Source organism: Moorena sp. SIO3B2, from assembly GCF_010692525.1.
GTDB classification, from domain to species: Bacteria; Cyanobacteriota; Cyanobacteriia; order Cyanobacteriales; family Coleofasciculaceae; genus Moorena; species Moorena producens.
Map to the genome: position 1 here is coordinate 1 of NZ_JAAHHE010000118.1, position 18,900 is coordinate 18,900.

Annotated in this window: 13 protein-coding genes and 1 pseudogene; 8 read left to right on the top strand and 6 right to left on the bottom strand. The window is 44.1% G+C overall.

Going from position 1 to position 18,900, the window contains the following annotated elements:
* Positions 1-322 precede the first annotated feature (322 nt).
* Positions 323-1,162, bottom strand: coding sequence for an HAD family hydrolase (locus F6K38_RS21885; RefSeq protein ID WP_008186444.1), 840 nt, complete (start codon positions 1,160-1,162; stop codon positions 323-325).
* A 495-nt stretch (positions 1,163-1,657) separates the two neighbouring features.
* Here F6K38_RS21885 and tnpA point away from each other — a divergent pair.
* From tnpA to ribD, 3 genes and pseudogenes are all read left to right on the top strand, one after another.
* Positions 1,658-1,906, top strand: a pseudogene (gene tnpA, locus F6K38_RS21895) (IS200/IS605 family transposase); the annotation flags it as partial.
* Positions 1,907-2,111: 205 nt separating this feature from the next.
* Positions 2,112-4,163, top strand: coding sequence for a serine/threonine-protein kinase (locus F6K38_RS21900; protein ID WP_008186446.1), 2,052 nt, complete (start codon positions 2,112-2,114; stop codon positions 4,161-4,163).
* 144 nt (positions 4,164-4,307) lie between these two features.
* Positions 4,308-5,426 carry a bifunctional diaminohydroxyphosphoribosylaminopyrimidine deaminase/5-amino-6-(5-phosphoribosylamino)uracil reductase RibD gene (gene ribD, locus F6K38_RS21905; protein WP_008186450.1) on the top strand — a complete coding sequence of 373 codons (1,119 nt, stop codon included), beginning with the start codon at positions 4,308-4,310 and terminating at the stop codon, positions 5,424-5,426.
* A gap of 115 nt (positions 5,427-5,541) precedes the next feature.
* Here ribD and F6K38_RS21910 read toward each other — a convergent pair whose 3' ends face one another.
* The 3 genes from F6K38_RS21910 to F6K38_RS21920 all read right to left on the bottom strand — a co-directional run bounded on the left by F6K38_RS21910 (position 5,542) and on the right by F6K38_RS21920 (position 8,966).
* A complete protein-coding gene (locus F6K38_RS21910; protein ID WP_008186452.1) occupies positions 5,542-6,333 on the bottom strand; it encodes an amino acid ABC transporter ATP-binding protein in 792 nt (263 codons plus the stop codon).
* A gap of 213 nt (positions 6,334-6,546) precedes the next feature.
* The gene (locus tag F6K38_RS21915; RefSeq protein ID WP_008186454.1) at positions 6,547-7,764 is read right to left on the bottom strand and encodes an amino acid ABC transporter permease; all 1,218 of its coding nucleotides are present in this window, start codon (positions 7,762-7,764) and stop codon (positions 6,547-6,549) included.
* 29 nt (positions 7,765-7,793) lie between these two features.
* Entirely contained in the window at positions 7,794-8,966 is a 1,173-nt protein-coding gene (locus F6K38_RS21920; RefSeq protein WP_008186458.1) for an amino acid ABC transporter permease, read from the bottom strand.
* 342 nt (positions 8,967-9,308) lie between these two features.
* Between F6K38_RS21920 and F6K38_RS21925 the strand changes: the two genes are divergently transcribed.
* Positions 9,309-9,587, top strand: coding sequence for a hypothetical protein (locus F6K38_RS21925; protein WP_287357446.1), 279 nt, complete (start codon positions 9,309-9,311; stop codon positions 9,585-9,587).
* Here the strand turns inward: F6K38_RS21925 and F6K38_RS21930 are convergent.
* Positions 9,584-10,624 carry an amino acid ABC transporter substrate-binding protein gene (locus tag F6K38_RS21930; RefSeq protein WP_008186464.1) on the bottom strand — a complete coding sequence of 347 codons (1,041 nt, stop codon included), beginning with the start codon at positions 10,622-10,624 and terminating at the stop codon, positions 9,584-9,586. The genes F6K38_RS21925 and F6K38_RS21930 overlap by 4 nt on opposite strands.
* A gap of 617 nt (positions 10,625-11,241) precedes the next feature.
* Here F6K38_RS21930 and F6K38_RS21935 point away from each other — a divergent pair.
* From F6K38_RS21935 to F6K38_RS21945, 3 genes are all read left to right on the top strand, one after another.
* Positions 11,242-12,927, top strand: a complete 1,686-nt coding sequence (locus F6K38_RS21935) for an EF-hand domain-containing protein (protein ID WP_008186466.1) — start codon at positions 11,242-11,244, stop codon at positions 12,925-12,927.
* Between the two features lie 10 nt (positions 12,928-12,937).
* Entirely contained in the window at positions 12,938-13,942 is a 1,005-nt protein-coding gene (locus tag F6K38_RS21940; protein ID WP_008186468.1) for a nucleoside hydrolase, read from the top strand.
* 103 nt (positions 13,943-14,045) lie between these two features.
* Entirely contained in the window at positions 14,046-15,695 is a 1,650-nt protein-coding gene (locus F6K38_RS21945; protein WP_008186470.1) for an urea transporter, read from the top strand.
* Between the two features lie 102 nt (positions 15,696-15,797).
* Here the strand turns inward: F6K38_RS21945 and F6K38_RS21950 are convergent, their stop codons facing one another.
* The gene (locus F6K38_RS21950) at positions 15,798-17,978 is read right to left on the bottom strand and encodes a glycosyltransferase (RefSeq protein ID WP_008186473.1); all 2,181 of its coding nucleotides are present in this window, start codon (positions 17,976-17,978) and stop codon (positions 15,798-15,800) included.
* 708 nt (positions 17,979-18,686) lie between these two features.
* Here F6K38_RS21950 and F6K38_RS21955 point away from each other — a divergent pair.
* On the top strand, positions 18,687-18,815 hold the full coding sequence (locus tag F6K38_RS21955; protein ID WP_267875718.1) for a hypothetical protein: 129 nt from the start codon (positions 18,687-18,689) through the stop codon (positions 18,813-18,815).
* The last annotated feature ends 85 nt before the right edge of the window (positions 18,816-18,900 follow it).

Below are 18,900 nucleotides of genomic sequence, written 5' to 3' on the forward strand. Positions count from 1 at the left end.
TGAAGGTTGAAGGTTGAAGGTTGAAGGTTGAAGGTTGAAGGTTGAAGGTTGAAGGTTGAAGGTTGAAGGTTGAAGGTTGAAGGTTGAAGGTTGAAGGTTGAAGGTTGAAGGTTGAAGGTTGAAGGTTATGGCTCTACCGAACCTATTATGCATAAAACCGCGCTTATTGCTCACTAATTATCATTGAGCGGTTGATTTATAAAAAATTATTCTATCAAAAACTAAAACTCCCGCTCAATCAGGATTATACTAATTATTTCCTAACAGTGTCTTGATGCAAAGCGCGAGTGCGGGAAACGCCCGTAGAGCCACTGCATCGCTTTTACATAGCAAGTTCGGTAGAGCCAACAGCTCTAGAGAGTTCTAATAGATAAGAGGTGGCACAAAGTAGGTCGCTACAGATATGAGTAGGTTCAAACCGCTTGAGATATGATTCAGAACGAATGCCACAGGTAAGAGCTATGGTGGGAATTGAGAGGGCTTGTCCTGCGAGAATATCGGCTTCTGTATCACCAATCATCCAAGCAGATACCGATGGTTCAGCTAACAGAGATTGTTCCGTGTAGGATGAAGTACTATGGTCACAGAGGGCTTGTTGGAGAAGTTCCTGTTTAACCTGAGCATAGTTTTGATAAGCATGGTGGTTTTCTGTTGTGCCATAAATGCTGCTAAAAAGACGAGTTAAACCGTAATTGCTCAATATCTGTTTGACCTGAGATGTGGAACGCAATGTCACCAGAACGAGTCGGATGCCATAAGAATGCAGCAAAGCTAAGGCCCAGTTTAGGTTTGGTTGCAGCTGATCTTTGTTCAATAAGGCAGATTCATTCACAATCTTGATCACACGCCCCAAGAAGAAATCGATTTGCTCTCCTCGTAACCCTGAGCGCATGGCAATTTCCTCGTCAGGGATGCGTTCTTGCTTCATGTGCCAGAACTGCTGTTTACTCATGGTCTGGATTGGTAAGGTTATACCTTGAGCTTGGTAGAACCCTTGAGTATCGGTTAGTGCTAGCTGGTACGTGCTGTAGTAGCGATTGGAAACATCAACAATGGGACCGTCAAAATCACAGAATATGGTCAGTTGTTGCAAGTAGGGGACTGTATTTTGAGGCAGGGAAAATCGGGATAATTGCCTGTCTGGGGCAGCAACACAGTTCATAGATTAGTTCTTGGCTGGGCTGGGCTTTTTGACATACTTCTTTACAATGTACCAGTTTTAGTGTAGATTGCCACCTGCTTGAGGGGACATTGAATTGATACGATATTGTAGTCTGTCGGGAAAGGATGTTGACGGTTGACGGTTGATAGTTTAATTGCAACTATAAATAGTTAAATAAATAAAGGTAACTTTTTTCCTAAGGAACTGGAGCAGCACTTAGGCAAAATTAGGCAACAATTGCATTCCATGACCGCCACTTTGTACTAGCATTTGACTTCTCCCCCACTTGAAAGATGGGGGATTCTTCAGACCTTTATACTGAGGTTGTGGAAGCATACAGTTGTATTCGTCTCGGCTGAGTCAAAACAGCCCTACCCACTCTAGTTAGGTCGATGCCTAACCTTGTGGCTACCTTTGTGATTATGTTTGCGGCTCCGTTAGCGTCACTGTTAACTAGCCAGCCCTGAGATGTCTTGTACAGACCTCGACTGCAAGTTAATCAGCCTTGAAATCCAGCCTGACCACGTTCATCTGTTTGTTAATGCCTACCCTTGCCTATCTGCCAAAGACGTAGTAAATCGAGTTAAGGGAAGGTCATCAAGATATCTCAGACAAGAGTTTCCAATCCTGCTTAGACTCCCTTCCCTTTGGACTCGAAGTTATTTTGTCAGTACTGCCGGTAACGTCAGCTCTGAAACAGTTAGGCGTTATATTGAGAATCACAGAGAGCATCACGGAGCTTAAAAGCTCCTACCGCTGGCTACATCTCCCCCATGAATGTGGGTAGTTTTGCTTGCTAGCTGACTCTATAAAAACCTATATATTGATCTGTTCACTCCTGCTGTTGAGCTACTAGGGGCGTAATGAGCGAAAATATTGCTTTGAGTAGATTAATTCAAGACCCCCATCCTAATATTGGGATAAGACCACTATCTTTTTGTAGCTAGGCATGAGCTACTGTATCAATCCCCTGTGTCTTCAGCCAGATGACCCAGGGAACATGACGAATCTGGTTTGTCGCCATTGTGGCTCAGATTTGTTATTACAAGGTCGCTATCGGGTGATGCGCCTGTTGAGTGACCAAAGTGGCTTTGGTAAGGTTTACGAAGCTTACAACGGGGCAGTACCAAAAATTCTAAAAGTCCTTAAGCCGGAGCACAACTCGAAATCCAAAATTATTGAACTATTTCGCCAAGAGGCAGCTGTATTGAGCCAGCTGACTCATCCCGGTATCCCTCAAATCGATCCAGAGGGCTACTTTCAGTTTTTTCCTAGACATAGTAAGGAGCCCCTGCATTGCATCATCATGGAGAAAATTGATGGACTTAACTTGAAGCAGTGGATGAGGCAACAGGGCAATCACCCGATTTTAGAACCGCAAGCCCTTAAATGGTTAAAGCAGATAGTAGAGATTTTGCATCTTGTTCACCAAGAAAACTATTTCCATCGCGATATCAAGCCAGAAAACATCATGCTCCGTGCCAATGGGCAACTGGTATTGATTGACTTTGGCACCGCTAGAGAGTTGACCTATACCTACCTAGCGGAAATCGGTGGTGGAGGCAGTGTTACCAAGATTAGTTCCCATGGCTATACTCCCCCAGAGCAAGAAAAAGGCTATGCAGTCCCACAGTCCGATTTTTATGCTCTGGGGCGAACCTTTGTTTATTTACTGACTGGCAAATCAGTCACAGATCAGAGTGTTTATGATCCGTTAAATGATCAATTTCATTGGCGTGATCATGCTCCTCAAATATCTGAGCAGCTAGCAGACTTTATTGATAGTTTGATGGCACCAACCGCAGCAGCTCGACCTCAGAAGACTCAGCAAATTTTAAATGATCTAGCTAATATTTACTCTTTGATTAGTATTTCAAAGGCTAATACTAATATAGAAGGGAGTACAACCAACCAAAGCTTTAAAACTAAATCTCAACCCAATATTTCTATAGAAACGGAATTTGTAAAACCCCCAAGAAGAAGATGGTGGTTAGGAGGGATATTGGCTCTGGTGGTTGGATTATTTGGTGCTGGTGGTTGGCTATTGTATAAATCCTATAATGCTTCCCTGAGAAAATATCAAGAAATATATGCTCAAGAATTATCTGTAGTTGACACTAAAACTTTCACTGGTCATTCAAGTTGGGTTAATTATCTAGTAATTAGTCCGGATGGACAACAATTAGTTAGTGCTAGTGCCGATAAAAATATTAAGATTTGGGATCTTAACACGGGAGAAGCAATCCACACTCTCGAAGGTCATAATAGCTATGTTAATTATCTAGCTATTAGTCCGGATGGACAACAATTATTTAGTGCTAGTGCCGATAAGACGATTAAGATTTGGGATCTCAACACGGGACAAGAAATCCGCACTATCCAAGGTCATAAAAGTTATATTAATCATCTAGCGTTTAGTCCGGATGGACAACAATTATTTAGTGCTAGTGCCGACAAGACAATTAAGATTTGGGATATCAACACGGGACAAGAAATCCGCACTATCCAAGGTCATAAAAGTTCAATTAACTTTTTATTAATTAGTCAGAATGAGCAACAACTATTTAGTGCTAGTGCCGATAAAACGATTAAAATTTGGGATATCAACACTGGGGAAGAGCTCGACACTCTCAAAGGTCATGAGAGCTTTGTGAATTCTCTAGCCATAAGTCCGGATGGACAACGATTGTTTAGTGCTAGTGCTGACAATACTATCAAAGTCTGGAATCTAGATACTGGGGAAGAAGTCAACAGTCTAAATGATCATACCAATTATGTGGAAGAATTAGCTATCGGTGCTAAGTGTAAGAAGTTGTTCAGTGGAAGTGCAGATAAAACCATAAAAGTGTGGGATTTTGCTAATGAAAAACTAATCTATACCCTAAATGGTTTTCCAAATCCAATTGAATATTTTGCGATTAGTCCTGATTGCCAGACAATTGCTACTAGTGGTGGTAAAAAGATAATCAAACTCTGGCAGGTGCCACAGTTAAGTAATTAGTTTGTAAGTAATTAGTGTTCGTGAGCTATTGGTTAGCAATTTCGATTTGCTGATGTTTAGAGGTAAAGTTAGTTAAATGCTGATGAATGTAATTAATGATTACAAATAACATTTCAATAGTAACAGACGAATAGTAACAGACCAATGGATAACTCTCCTGTGACATCTTTTCCTGAAACTCCTTTGGCGCAAGCCATGATACAGCGGTGCATCCAACTAGCACGGCAAGCCCTGGGACGTACTACACCCAACCCTTTAGTGGGTTGTGTAATTGTCCGGAATGGGGAAATTGTCGGGGAAGGGTTTCATCCCGCTGCTGGTCAACCCCACGCGGAAGTGTTTGCCCTCTCAGAGGCTGGGGAAAATGCCCAGGGCGCAACAGTTTACGTTAATCTGGAACCCTGCAATCACTATGGTAGAACCCCTCCTTGTACAGAAGCGTTAATTAAGGCTGGAGTCGCTAAAGTAGTGGTCGGGATGGTGGATCCTGATCCACGGGTATCTGGAAAAGGTATTGAACGGTTAAGGGCGGCTGGGATTGAAGTGGTGGTAGGTGTGGAAGAGAGTGCTTGCCGTCAGCTCAATGAAGGCTTTATTCATCGCATTCTTTACCAGCGTCCATTGGGAATTCTCAAGTATGCCATGACCTTAGATGGCAAAATTGCTGCTACTAGTGGTCACAGCAAATGGATTACAGGGGAAAAGTCCCGCAGTTGGGTGCATCAACTACGATCAGCTTGCGATGCAGTGATTGTGGGCGGTAATACGGTGCGTCAGGATAACCCCAATTTGACTAGTCACAATCCAAACGCACCGAATCCCCTACGGGTGATCATGAGTCGCACCCTCGACTTACCGAGAGATGCTCGTGTTTGGCAAACGGATGATGTGCCTACGTTGGTGTTTACAGAGGTCGGAACTGAGGGAGATTTATATCAACATCTGGTCAACCAGGGTGTAGAGGTGGTGGTATTGAATCCCCTGACTCCTTCTCGAGTAATGGCATATTTATATGACAGGCAGCTTTCGAGGGTGTTATGGGAATGTGGTGGTATCTTAGCTGCAAATGCGATCGCAGATGGTGCAGTCCAAAAAATCTTAGCCTTTATTGCTCCAAAAATCATCGGTGGTCACGGTGGTCCCTCACCGGTAGGAGATTTGGGCTTGACACTCATGACTGATGCTCTAACCTTAGAACGAGTCAGTTGGCGTCAGCTAGGATCGGATTATGTTGTCGAAGGTTATATACCTAATAGGGAGTAGGGAGTAGAGTCGGGAGTCGGGAGTCGGGAGTCGGGAGTCGGGGTAAGAAAATTTACTTTACCTTATTCAAGGCTATTTAGTGCTGGGCGCAAGGCTATATTTATAAAAAATATATCTATAAAATTTGAGATAAAAACTGCTTAGTACGTTCATGTTGAGGATTGTTGAAAAATTCCTGGGGTGTACTTTCTTCCACCAACTTCCCATCAGCCATTAGGACCACTCGGTCTGCGACTTCTCTAGCAAAACCTACTTCGTGGGTAACGCAAACCATAGTCATCCCAGAATCAGCAAGCGATCGCATGGTATCGAGTACCTCTCGCACCATCTCCGGGTCTAGAGCTGAGGTAGGCTCATCAAATAACATGATTTTAGGCTGCATTGCCAAAGCACGGGCAATAGCTACCCGTTGCTGTTGTCCCCCTGACAGTTGACCGGGATACTTCTTAGCTTGTTCGAGAATACCGACTTTCTCTAACAGCTGCATGGCAATTTCTTCAGCTTTTGCCTTTTTCCAGCGCCGCACCCAAATCGGAGCAAGGGTAACATTTTGCAGCACAGTGAGGTGAGGAAATAAGTTAAATTGTTGGAAAACCATCCCCACTTCTTTGCGAATAGTATCAATGTTTCGCAAGTCATGGGATAGTTCAATGTTATCAATAATAATTTTTCCTTTTTGATAGTCTTCTAGAGCATTAAATGTCCGAATAAAGGTGGATTTACCAGACCCACTAGGCCCCATGATCACCACTACTTCTTTTTTCTTGACTTCTAGACTGACACCACGCAGAACATGAAATTGATTGCTGGTGTACCACTTATGAACATCTTGAGCGATGATCATGGATTCGGTATCTCCGGAATTGACTGGGTCTTGAGAAGCAGTGATTGGTTGTTGATTTGTCATAATTCTTTTCCCTTGAGTAAGGTTCGATTGGGTTAAAGGTTAAAGGTTAAAGGTTAAAGGTTAGAGATTGTTCGCCTTTGGCCTTAGGTGAAGGGTAGGTTACAGGTTAAAAGTTACAGGTTATCAATTATAAATTATGCTTTCCTTTGTTAAGGCTCTAATCTTTAACCTTCAATCTTCCTTGCTAGTACCTAATCTATCTATGATCTAGATTCAATGGTCTACATTCAATTGTTTTTCGAGGCGTCGGCTGGCTGTGGACATGGCGTAACAAAATAACCAGAATAGGACTCCGTCGAATAGATACACTTCTTGATAGGGGGTTTCAAATTTGGCTTGGGCAAAGATAGAATCACCAATACCAAGCAACTCTACTAGACCTACAACAAATAGGAGAGTTGTGTCTTGAAACAGACTAATAAACTGACCGACAATAGCAGGAATAACAGCTTTGAGTGCCTGAGGTAACACAATCAGCCCTACGGATAGGGGAGTATTTAAACCCAATGCTTTGGCAGCTTCGATTTGACCTGTAGGTATAGATTGCAGTCCTCCTCGTACATTCTCTGCTAAGTAAGCAGCACTAAATAAAGTCAGACCGATTATTGCCCTTAACACCCGGTCTGGTCGCATTCCTTGTGGTAGAAATAGTGGGATAATTACTTGTCCCATGAACAAAATCGCAATCAGAGGTAGTCCTCGGATTAGTTCAATGTAAAGGATAGAGAAGCCGCGCACAACTGGTAAGGTACTTTGTCGTCCTAAGGCTAGTAATACACCTAGGGGAAAACAGATTAAAATACTGACCACTGCGGCTAAGACATTCAGCAGTAAACCACTCCATTGATTAGTGGATACCTGTTTTAGTCCGAGTCCTCCTCCCAGAAGCCACAGGAAGATTAATAAAGCAATAAACCAAGCTAAAGGTAACCAATTCCCCAATTTCGGTTGAGTCTTAGCAACCTGTTGTGCTCCCCAAGCACTAGCTACCAGTAACACTACTATTCCTAAGAGCAATAAGCGATAGGGAATTGCTACTGGAAATAGCACTAAGATAGCACCACTGATCACAAGAGCTATTAACACATTGCGACTAAATAGAGTAGGAACATTTCTTGCTAAAACTCCCCAAGTTATCCCGGAGAGGAATACAATAATCCCCAGAATCAACCATGGACGCCAGTTTTCTGTGGCGGGATAGGTTCCTACAAAAAATAGACGGAAGTTAAGCTTAATAACATCCCACTGGGCTTCAGTCGTTGCCCATGTTATCAAGCCTTTTACGGTTACGAATAGAAAACCGAAAACAGTAACCGTTAGTATGCTATTATACCAAGTACTAAATAAATTTTTCTTTATCCAGGTAACTGGATTAACCTGTAGTTCAGGGGGTGGTGCTAGTTCAGGAGGTTGAGAATTAACAGTAGTCATTATCTAGTTATAAGTCAACAGTTAACCAATTATCTTTCCTGCAATTGAACTGTCCGATTCAATAGGTTCATTACGAAAGAAATGATCAGGTTAATGGTTAGATAGGTCAGGGGTATGATCACCACGATTATTTCGATTTCATGACCCGCTTGGTTGAAGGTGGTTTGAGCAATAGAGTAGATATCTGGATAGCCAATAGCAGATGCTAAACTAGAGTTTTTGGCTAGGTTCATATACTGGCTGTTTAGGGAAGGGATAATTACCCGCAAGGCTTGGGGAAAAATAACTAACCGCATAGCTAAGCCTGACTTCAGTCCCAAAGATCTTGCTGCTTCCCACTGTCCCTTCTGTACTGACTCTATTCCAGCTCGGACAATTTCCGCGATAAACGCACCTGTGTAAAAGACTAGACCAGCTAGTAAGGCACAGAACTCAATAGTTAGCCGGAGTCCGCCTTCAATATTACCTGTGTCGATAACTTCTTGCGGTCTTTGCCAACCAAAACCGATGATGATAATTAAGACAGCAGCAATTGCGATCGCAATTAAAGCAATTAACTGGGGCTGACCGGATTGTGCTTGTTCTACCATCACTTTAGTGCGCCACTGCCAGATGAAAACTGCTGCGATCGCACCGACTAGCAAAACCACCAACCACAGAAACAGCTGGGTGGTGAAGGGGGGCCAAGGAATATAAATTCCCCGCTTGCTCAAAAATATCGACCCAGGTAACTGAATTTTTTCCGACAGTTTTGGCAGTTGGAAGAAAACCCCAAAGTACCAAAATAGCAATTGCAGCAGCAGTGGTGTATTGCGCACCACTTCCACATACACCAGACTCAGCTTACTCACTAGCCAATTGTCAGAAAAACTAGCTATCCCGGCGGTAATACCAACAATAGTTGTCAGGATAATCCCAAACACCATCACCCGCAATGAATTGGCCAGTCCGATCAATAAAGCATAGCTATAGGGGTCAGTGGGTTTGTAGGGAATGGGAGTATCGCCAATACCAAATTTGGCTTGATCTTGGAGAAAATCAAACCCCAATTTAATCGCTTGTTGCTGAATATTTCGGCTTAAGTTGGTGCCTAGCCATGCCACGACCCCAATCACCACCAGCACAAATAGGACTTGTATGGCAATGCGCCAAAATCGGTCATCCCGCCACAAAGGAGGCTTTTGACCTATATTGCTTGTCATTGGTTAGTTGTTTAGGTTGAAGGTTACAGGTTGGTTGGTTGAAGGTTGAAGGTTGGTTGGTTGAAGGTTGAAGGTTGGTTGGTTGAAGGTTGGAGGTTGGTTTAATGTTGGAGGTTGGTTTAATGTTGGAGGTTGGTTGAATGTTGGAGGTTGGTTGAAGGTTGCAGGTTGGTTGAAGGTTGGAGGTTGTAGGTTGGTTAAAGGTTTTAGGTTTTAGGTTACAGATTTTAGGTTTTAGAGGCAGTTTTCAAAGTGTTGGATGCTACTCGAAACCGCTCCCTAGCCCCCCTTTGGGGTTAATTTGGCTCAAAGTCTCCCAGATTTCGGGGATAATCGTGGCTCATGCCAAACATTTGGTACTTCTCAAAGATCCTCTTAGGTTTTAGGTTTACTGTTAACAGCCAACTTTCAACATTCAACCTGCAACCTTGGCCTATTGGCCACGCTACGCGAACAACCAATCAACCTTGGCCTATTGGCCACGCTACGCGAACAACCAATCAACCTTGGCCTATTGGCCACGCTACGCGAACAACCAATCAACCTTGGCCTATTGGCCACGCTACGCGAACAACCAATCAACCTTCAACCTTCAACCTGAAACAGTTAACAATCCCTTAACGGAAGGGTGGAGAATACAAAATACCCCCACGAGTCCAGAGGTCATTCAGACCCCGATTGAGTTTGAACTGAGAATTTTTACCCAAGTTACGGTCATAGACTTCGCCGTAGTTACCCACGTGCTTAATCACTCGCGCTGCAAAATCATTTTCTAAACCGAGACCTTTGCCTAAGTCACCTTCAACACCCACGAAGCGTTTGACAGTCGGGTTAGGACTGTTACTCATTTGTGCCACATTCGCCTTAGTAATCCCTAACTCTTCGGCTTCAATTAAGGCGAAGGTCACCCACTTAACTACATCAAACCAAGCGGAGTCATTATTAACAGTTACTGGTCCCAAGGGTTCCTTGGACATAGTAACATCTAGAAGTATATGATCATCAGGCTTAGGCAGAGTGCTACGTTTGGCCAATAGTTGGGATTTATCAGAAGTCATGCCGTCACAACGTCCTTCGTTATAGGCAGTATAGGCAGGGTCTGCTTTCTGAAATACCACTGGCTCAAATTCGACACCTGCTTCCCGCATCTTGTCGGTTAAATTCAACTCAGTAGTGGTTCCAGTTTCCACACAGACGGATTTTCCTTTAAAATCTTTGAGTGTCTTAATCCCACTGTTTTTGCGCACCATCATGCCCTGACCATCATAAAAGGTAGTAGGGGCAAATTCTAAGTTATTGGTAGAGCTATCTCGGCTAAGAGTCCAAGTGGTATTGCGCGAGAGCATATCCACTTCACCATTCCGGACGGCGGGAAATCGCTCCGTGGAGTCAAGGTTACGGTACTCTACTGCTTTTGGGTCATCAAACAAAGCAGCAGCAACTGCTTTACAGACATCCACATCTAGCCCGGAGTAGTTACCGCTCCCATCCACAAAGCTAAATCCGGGAATGCCACCGTCAACACCACAAATCAGCTTGCCACGGCTCTTAACTATATCTAAGCGGCTTTGTTTAGCGCTTGTCCCACCTCCTTCACAGGCTGTTAAGGGTGCAACTAATACTAGAGTGGCTAGTACCAGAGAACTCCATTTAGGCATAAGTTTTTTCTTGGTCTTGTTTTTTAGATATACAACGGCCTCACGCGATCAGCTGACATGAGCTTCCGCTGCTTAAGCTTGCTTGCATTTTAGATCAAGTTGGTTAGATTACTTATGTAGCTAGATTAGTTATCTAGCAAAGGGAACTGGGAGTAGGGAGTAGGGAGTAGGGAGTAGGGAGTAGGGAACTTCCGATCAAATCAAAAATTATCACAATTCTACACGGATTGCTATCCTATGGCACGGCTGCTAATGGGTAAGTAAAGTAGACTTCGCCGCAGTTTTCGAGAACTTCAGACCAGGGAACTTTAGTTATTGTAGTTACAAACTCTTAATTGTAATTCTTTTTAAGTTTTTTTGAAAAAAAACTAAGGTGGTAATAAGCAGGACAGGCACGTTAAAGAAATAAGTATTTATAGACTACAGGTAGTCCTAAATCACGACCAAACCTCAAGTCTTTAGATGTTCCGGTGCCTGCTCCCGATGCATCTGTGTATTCAGCAACGCCGTCACTGGCATCAGTGTCATTCTTAAGATTTTAATTATAATTTTTGCTGATCTCTTTGTTTATCATTTTTCTAGATAAAATTACTGAAACCTAAAAATTACTTACCGTCATGACAACTCCTCGATTGTATCTGCCGAAACCCCGAGAGGCGGTGGGCAACTATCTCAGAATCATTTCGATCAATGATGTTTACGACATCAAGAATTATCCCTACGTGGAAACAGTGATTAAATCCCTAAAGGAAACATCGGAAGATGCCGTGGTGATTGCCTGCCTCAGCGGAGACTTTCTCTCTCCTTGTTTGATTACCTCACTAGATGGCGGTAAAGCCATGCTGGACGTGCTCAAGGTAGTCAACATTGATTATATTTGCTTTGGCAACCATGAATTCGATGTCAGCCTGGATGTCCTAGGTGAGCGTTTCAAAACCTACGAAGGAAAATGCTTAAATAGCAACATCTTGGACTTGCCAATTGTGGATGCCAGTGGTCAGCCACTACCAAAATATGAAATTGTTGAAGTAGGTTCCCATCGAGTTGCCTTTGCTGGATTTTGCACTAACAATACCGATATTTTCAGACCAGGGACGAACCTAACCATTCAACCCATCTTTGATGCTTTAAAGGAAACCTGGTCTAAGTGTTCCAATGACGCAACTATGCTGATTCCACTGACCCATCAGACCATTGCCGAAGATCGGGAGCTAGCCACGGAGATCCAGCAAGATCACCAACTTAGTGGTAAGGTTCCTGTAATTGTTGGGGGGCACGAGCATGAGATTTATATTGAGAAAATTGAGCGGAGTCTGATTGTTAAGGCTGGTGCTGATGCTACTAATGTGGTGGTTGTTGATGTGTGGTGGGATGCTTCCGAGCAGTGCCATAGTGCTGTTCATCTGTTGCCAGCCAGCCATTTTGATGCCGATCCCAACGCCCAAATGTTTGTAGAAATTACCCAAAATTTTCTAGGTTCGCTGATGGATGTGGAAATTTTTGATGTGAAAGAATCCATGTCCTCTAAACGGACGCGATTCCAACCCGAAAAAGTGGCCTCAACCCTATGTTCTTATATCAAGAAAAGCTTGAATAATGTCGATCTAGTGATGCTCCAGGGAGGATGCGTTCGAGGTAAGCGAGACTATGAAAAAGGAGCAGGATTTACCTATGGGGATTTGTTAGAAGAGCTGCCATTTGACACCGAAATTGCCTTGATTCAGGTGCCTGGGTACGTCTTACAAGAGGCCATTACCGAAACTCGCAGCACCCCCGATCGGGAAGCACCCAATTTTCTCCATGCTGATTTTGATGTAGTAGTTGAAGACTACCCCAGTCTGAAAATTGTTAGCATTAACCACACCCCATTTGACCCCCAAAAAATGTACACCCTCGGTATTTATCAATTCTTGCTGACGGGGCTTAATGAAATCAAACCGTTGCTAGATTATGTTAAAGCAAACGGTGGTGCTCCCCCTTTGGAGCAATGTCTACCTGGCAAAAACCTGATTATGGAAAGCTCCATGAAAGATGCCTGGAGAGTCCTGATTAATTATGAGCAATGGGACGCCGATGGCGATGGGGAAATCACCAGAGAAGAGCTAAAACAGGGTGTCAAAAATGCCTTTGCCTTTCTCGATCAAAATCAGGATGGCTATATTTCCCCGCCAGAACTACGGGCAGCATTGGCAGAACGGACAGGCCGCACCCAGAAAGGATTAATCAGCCTGATGTTTGAGGTATTGGATGTCGATAAAGATGGTATGGTGTCGATGGATGAGCTGGCATCGTTAGCAATGTAAGGAGAATACAATGGTTAATTCCCAAGCCCGTCCCATGATTATCGATACTGATGGGGGTGTTGATGATGCCCTCGCGATTATCATGGCCCTGAATTGTGAACAAATTGAGCTCAAATCAGTCACCGTGTTAGCTGGCAATATTGATGTTCATCAAGCTGCCAATAATGTGTTGCGGGTGATTGACATTGTCCAACCAAACCAGCCTCCCCTGGTGGCAAAAGGCTGTGAAAAACCTCTGGTACGTCCTCCCTTCAATGCTGCAGGCATTCATGGCTCCGATGGACTGGGAGAACTGGATCAGTTCAAAAATGCTGATGGCAGCCCTTGCTATCCCCAACTTACCATGGAGCCTTCTTCAGAAGATGCTGTTGATGTATTGCTGAAAGCCGCCCAGGAATATGGCAGCGACTTGACCATTGTGGCTCTAGGACCATTGACCAATATTGCAACAGCTCTGCAGCGCGATCGCACCACCCTGCAAAAGGTAGGCCGCATCGTGATCATGGGTGGAGCGGTGAAGGTTCCGGGCAACATTTCAGCTGCTGCCGAGTTTAACTTCTTTGTGGATCCTGATGCAGCCCAAATGGTAATGGAATCGGGCATTCCCCTGACCCTGGTGGGTTTGGATGTGGCTATGAAGGCACCCCTTCCCCGAAAAGATGTAGAGAATTACGCTCAGAAACATCCGTGGCCTTTCGGCCACGCTACGCGAACAGCCGTGGCTCAGTTCATTGCCGATTGCACGGGCATTTATATGGCATTCTATCGAGACAACGAAGGTTTCCACGGCTGCTACCTGCATGACCCATTAGCTGTGGGTGTTGCCATTGATCCGAGCCTGGTTTCTACAGAATCGGTCTATATGGTGGTAGAAACTGAAGGAAAATTTACCTCTGGTATGTCCCTGGCCGATCTGCGCGATCGTCGGGATGAAGCCACCTATCCTCCCAATGTAGAAGCCTGTTTGGATGTTGATACTGATCGTTTTCTAAAACTATTTTATGAACTGATTTAGAGCAATTCAGTCCTGAGCACAAACCACATCCTTAAGGTTTTAGCCCTGTTCAAGAAATAGCCGCACAGGAGTCGATCTCACCCAAGAAAAGCATCAATTTACCATGTCTCAAACATCTGAAATTTCTCAAGATAAACCTCAACCTTTGCCCCTCCATGAGTTGTTATCTCGTTTATTGAAGTCAGAGAAAACCTCTCATCGGCATCCCTTGCCCATCATGGGAACTCTGCAAGACCTCAACCAAGCCTGGGAGCGGCGTCCGCTGTTAGATTTTATCAATGCTAGTTTACGGGGTATTGGTCAGGTCGGGTTTGCCAATAATCCTATCACTGGACTACTCATTACTCTTGCGGTTTTTCTTCAGTCGCCCTGGGTAGCCTTGATGCTAGTTGTCGGAGTTGTTGTGGCAACCTGGACGGCCTATTTGATGGGTCTTGATCGCGCCAGTATTCGCAATGGGATTTTTGGCTTAAACGGAGCCTTAGTGGGGCTGGCTTTAGGAACGTTTGGCACTTGGGGCAATGGTACTGGAAACTTGCTTTGGGTACTGGCGGTTATCATTTGTGCAGCCCTGAGCACAGTATTGATGCAGTATATCGGGCTATGGATGGCCGTTTATTTAGGGCTGCCCTCTATGGGAGTGCCATTTCACATCGTCACGTACAGCTTTCTGGTAATTGCCCTCTACGTTCCGCAACCCTTCTTTGAATTAGGGGCACCACCGCCCTTCCCTAACCCAGCTGAATCCCTAGATGGGGTAAGCATTTTATCCGGCCTAATCACCGGAATTGGTCAAATCTTTTTTTCAGGCAGCTTAGTATCTGCCTTGTTAATTATCATTGCCTTGGCCTTGTGTAGCCCCATGGGAGCCCTGATTGCGGTTTTAGGGTCGGTTATTGGTTTGGTCACTGGCATGGTACTGGGGGTAAATCTCAATGTGCTGTACGCTGGACTGTGGGGATACAACTCAGCATTAACGGCAATTGCTATTGGCGGCATTTTCTATACCCCTAATCGACGAAGCCTTTTGTTTGCAAGTGGTGGAGCCTTTGGGGCAGCCCTGATTGCCTGGCTGCTGAGTCTGGTAATGACACCCTTGAAACTGCCAATTTTGGCTCTTTCCTTTCATCTGGGTACTTATGCCTGCTTCGTAATCTTACAGCGATCGCTTTCTTCCTTGGTGCCTGTTGCACCCTACTCCATTGCTAGCCCCGAAGAACATCGATTCCGCTACCTCACAGCCAAGGAAGTGATTTCGGCCTTCCGTCGGCAGTTGCAGGGAGCCATGCTTGGGCAGCATCACAAGGTATTATTTGATAAAGCACCCCAAGAGCTCAAAGGTGACCTGCGTTACATCTTTGATGCTATCGACCGGGATCAAAGCGGTAGCTTGTCTTTGGAAGAACTTAGCTATCACTTCCAGCAGGCGGGGCATAGCATCAGTGACGATGAACTCAACTTTGTCTTTTCCAGCATGGATGTGGATAACAGCGGAGAAATAGGCTTCGAGGAATTTGGGGAATTGCTGCTGCGCCACCGTCGTCTGATGTCGAGACTTAATGAGTTTGCCACATACTTTATTCCCATTGATAAAAATAAGAATGGAGTGGTTGAGCTAGACGAAATGAATGTCGTGTTAGCCAGTGTGGATCAGCCTCCCCTTTCAGAGGATGAAGTGACCTTTTTGCAACAGCGAATTGGAGGCAAAGAGCTTAACTGGGAAGGATTTCTCGAATTGTTGCTAGTGATTTAGATCAATTGATTATGTCTAGTTTCTAGCTACTATGATTCTAGCTACTATGGTCACCCCGCCAGAATTATGATAAATAGGCACTAGTAAAGTGTTGATAGTTTCTCAACTCCTACCCTGGCGATCAAATAGTACTCGGGGTTTCAGCAAAATCTTAAACAACAGTAAAAGCGATCGCATTTCTGATGGACTTTCCCGTCGCTGCCATCGACCCGGACGGCAAAAGAGCATCTCTACCAAAGTGCGATGCTCTTGGAGAGTTAATGGGTCAAACATAATCCGTAGAGTAGCTTCCTCACCACTGTTGTCAATTTCAGTAACTACTCCTGACAACTTTAGCTTTTCCTCGATCATCTCTAGTGTCACTGGCAACGGTTCAGTGGCAGTGTTTCCGGTATCGAATCGTAAATCAGCCACCTCGGTCAAAGCCACTTGAGCACCAATTTCTGAAATCTTGGTGGTCATACCCCAGACGGTCTGATTTCCGATCTCAAGCCGCACCACTCGGCGCAACTTGAACCACTGGTAAAGGTCAGGATTGGGGACATCCAGTACAATCAATAAAGCAATACCCAACATGATCAGGTTATAGATACTCCAAATCCAACCTAGACTCAGACCTTGAATCATCTGAGCGTCAGTAGCTGATATCCCACTCCCCCAATACATCATAGAAGTACTCAAATTTTGCCATAGGCTCACTGCTGTAGCGATAAATAGGATAATCAAAGGTAATCCCAACTTGGAGTTAAACACAAAGCGATCGCGTTTTACCCCTTTGGGTGTTACCTTAAATCCTTTGCCAAAAGGATTGAGCATAACTTTTATCACTGTCAAGCTCAGAGGAATACACCAAGGCAATGAGTAAATATCCGAGAACAACCCTGACCGGGAACGGAGGTTTAACCAGGAAAAAACCGTGAGCTGTATCAGATAATAAGGTAGCAAGAAATACAACAATTCAGCAGCCGTTGCTTGTAAGGGAATCACCCCTAGAAAGGAATAAGCTAGAGGCATTAACAGGAATCCGAAGCGAGATAAACCGGTAAACCAATGTAGTAATCCGTCTAAATGCGCCAGTCTTTGGATCGGTTTTAACCCCGGAATAGTTAGAGGGTTGGCATCAATAAAAAATGCCTGTAATGTTCCTTGAGCCCACCGCAATCGTTGAGCTACATGGGCAGCAATATTTTCTGCGGCTAAACCAGCACTAAGTTTTTCATCTAAATAAATAACCTGGTAACCCATTGCTGCTATCCGAATACCAGTAAAGTAATCTTCAGTCAAAGAATCGGTTACAAAACCACCAGCCGCTTCTATAATATCACGTTTCACAACAAAGGAAGTTCCGGCACAAACCACACCGCCAGCACCATCCCTGATGGGCTGAAGTTGACGATAAAATACCTCTTCTTCTGGTAGTAGCACATCTTCTAAACCTAAATTGTAGGCAATCGGGTCAGGGTTATAAAAGCTTTGAGGAGTTTGGACTAATCCCACATTACTTTTTTTAAAAAAGCCTACGGTGCGAGTAAGAAAATTTTTAGTTGGTACAAAATCCGCATCGAAGAATACAATCAAATCCCCTGAGGTTTTTGGAATAGCATGGTTTAAGTTTCCTGCTTTGGCATAGGAATTATCTGGACGAGTGATATAGTTACACCCCAATTCAGCAGCTAGCTCTTTAACATGTTGACGTTTAGTATCATCTAGTAAATAAACCTTTTTGTTGTCATAATCTATGCCTTGACAACCCATAATTGTTCGCTTTAAAATAAAACAGGGTTCATTATAGGTTGGGATAAAGATATCTACAGAAGGATTAAACCTTCCTGAAATAACATCTAATGATAACTGGGAAGCCTGAGCGCTACGGTTTTTGACCCTTAACATTAAAAATAGCTGGATAATACTGCTGGTTAGCAACAACATTTCCAGGAAAAATAATCCTAGGCTAAAGAAACCATTAAGGGGATCCACTAAATTCAGGGTAGAGAAGATTCGCCAGAGCAGATATCGTGCCAATAGTGCTAGCAAAATCCCCACCACTAGATTTCTAGACCAAGTGCGAGGACGGGGAGAGATTTTCGTGACCCCCAGGACAACAACCATTAAAATAATCGTTGGTAGCAATAAGTAGTGCTGCTGAGTCACCATTGGTGCTTCCAGCCACATCGGTGGGTTTCTTTGCCAGACATGCAGCTGAGCAAATAGCTGGGTAATCTGCCCCTGACCAGTCAACCAAGCTAAAGCGATCGCACTAAAACTAGTAACTAGAATCAGCATCACGACCGTTGCGGCTCGTAACCTAAAAACTTGTTTGTTAGAAGAACACCTAGAGTTTGGGTAGCTCACTTTGGGAACTGTCATGTCTAAAAACAGGTATAGCGCTGTGGGCAGGGAATAGGGAATAGGACATTAAAAAGTGTGGTATTATAAAGGTTATAGCAATTATTTGCCCCTTGAATTTTACAACACTATTACAGCCATTACTGTCTCATAAATTGTTATTTTAAACTCAACCAAACTAATAAAATAGTATGTGACTAATCTAGATGATATTGATAATAGATTAATAGAACCTGAGCCAAATATTAAAATTTACTTAACTTACCAATTTTGGGATATATTAATGGATAAAATTTTTAATGAGCTAGAGTTTAGAATTACTCAGTAAATTTCTTAACCAAAACTCAGACTACTGCCACCGAAGACTAGACATAATAGCAAATAGAGTAATGTTTCCACGAGATAGATAATCTGATGAAACTTCACTATTTAGCGATCTTTGGTGCCTAAGCATTCAGCCGTCAGCCGTCAGCCGTCAGCTAAAGGCTCACGCTACTTGAGGTGCTTTTTGGCAAAGGCTTTGGCCTTGGCCTTTCGGCCACGCGTGCGCGTTTGGCCACGCTGTGCGAACGACCCTGGGACTTCACTCAGCATTATTCCAATGCTTACTTGTTGTCTTGATCCCAAGCGCGAGTGGGGGAAACCATGGCAGACCGCGAGTGGGGGGAACCCCCTTTGGCGGCACTGCCTCCCCAAGACCGTAATGGTGCGCTTACAGTCGTCGAATTAAATTCGCCACGGGTCGCACCTCTGCATCGCTTATTCAAAAGCTGAGAGCTGATAGCTGATAGCTGATAGCTGAATACTTACTTTGGTGCTACTGCCTTTTTAAGCGTAGGTTGTGTAGCAGGAGTACCTG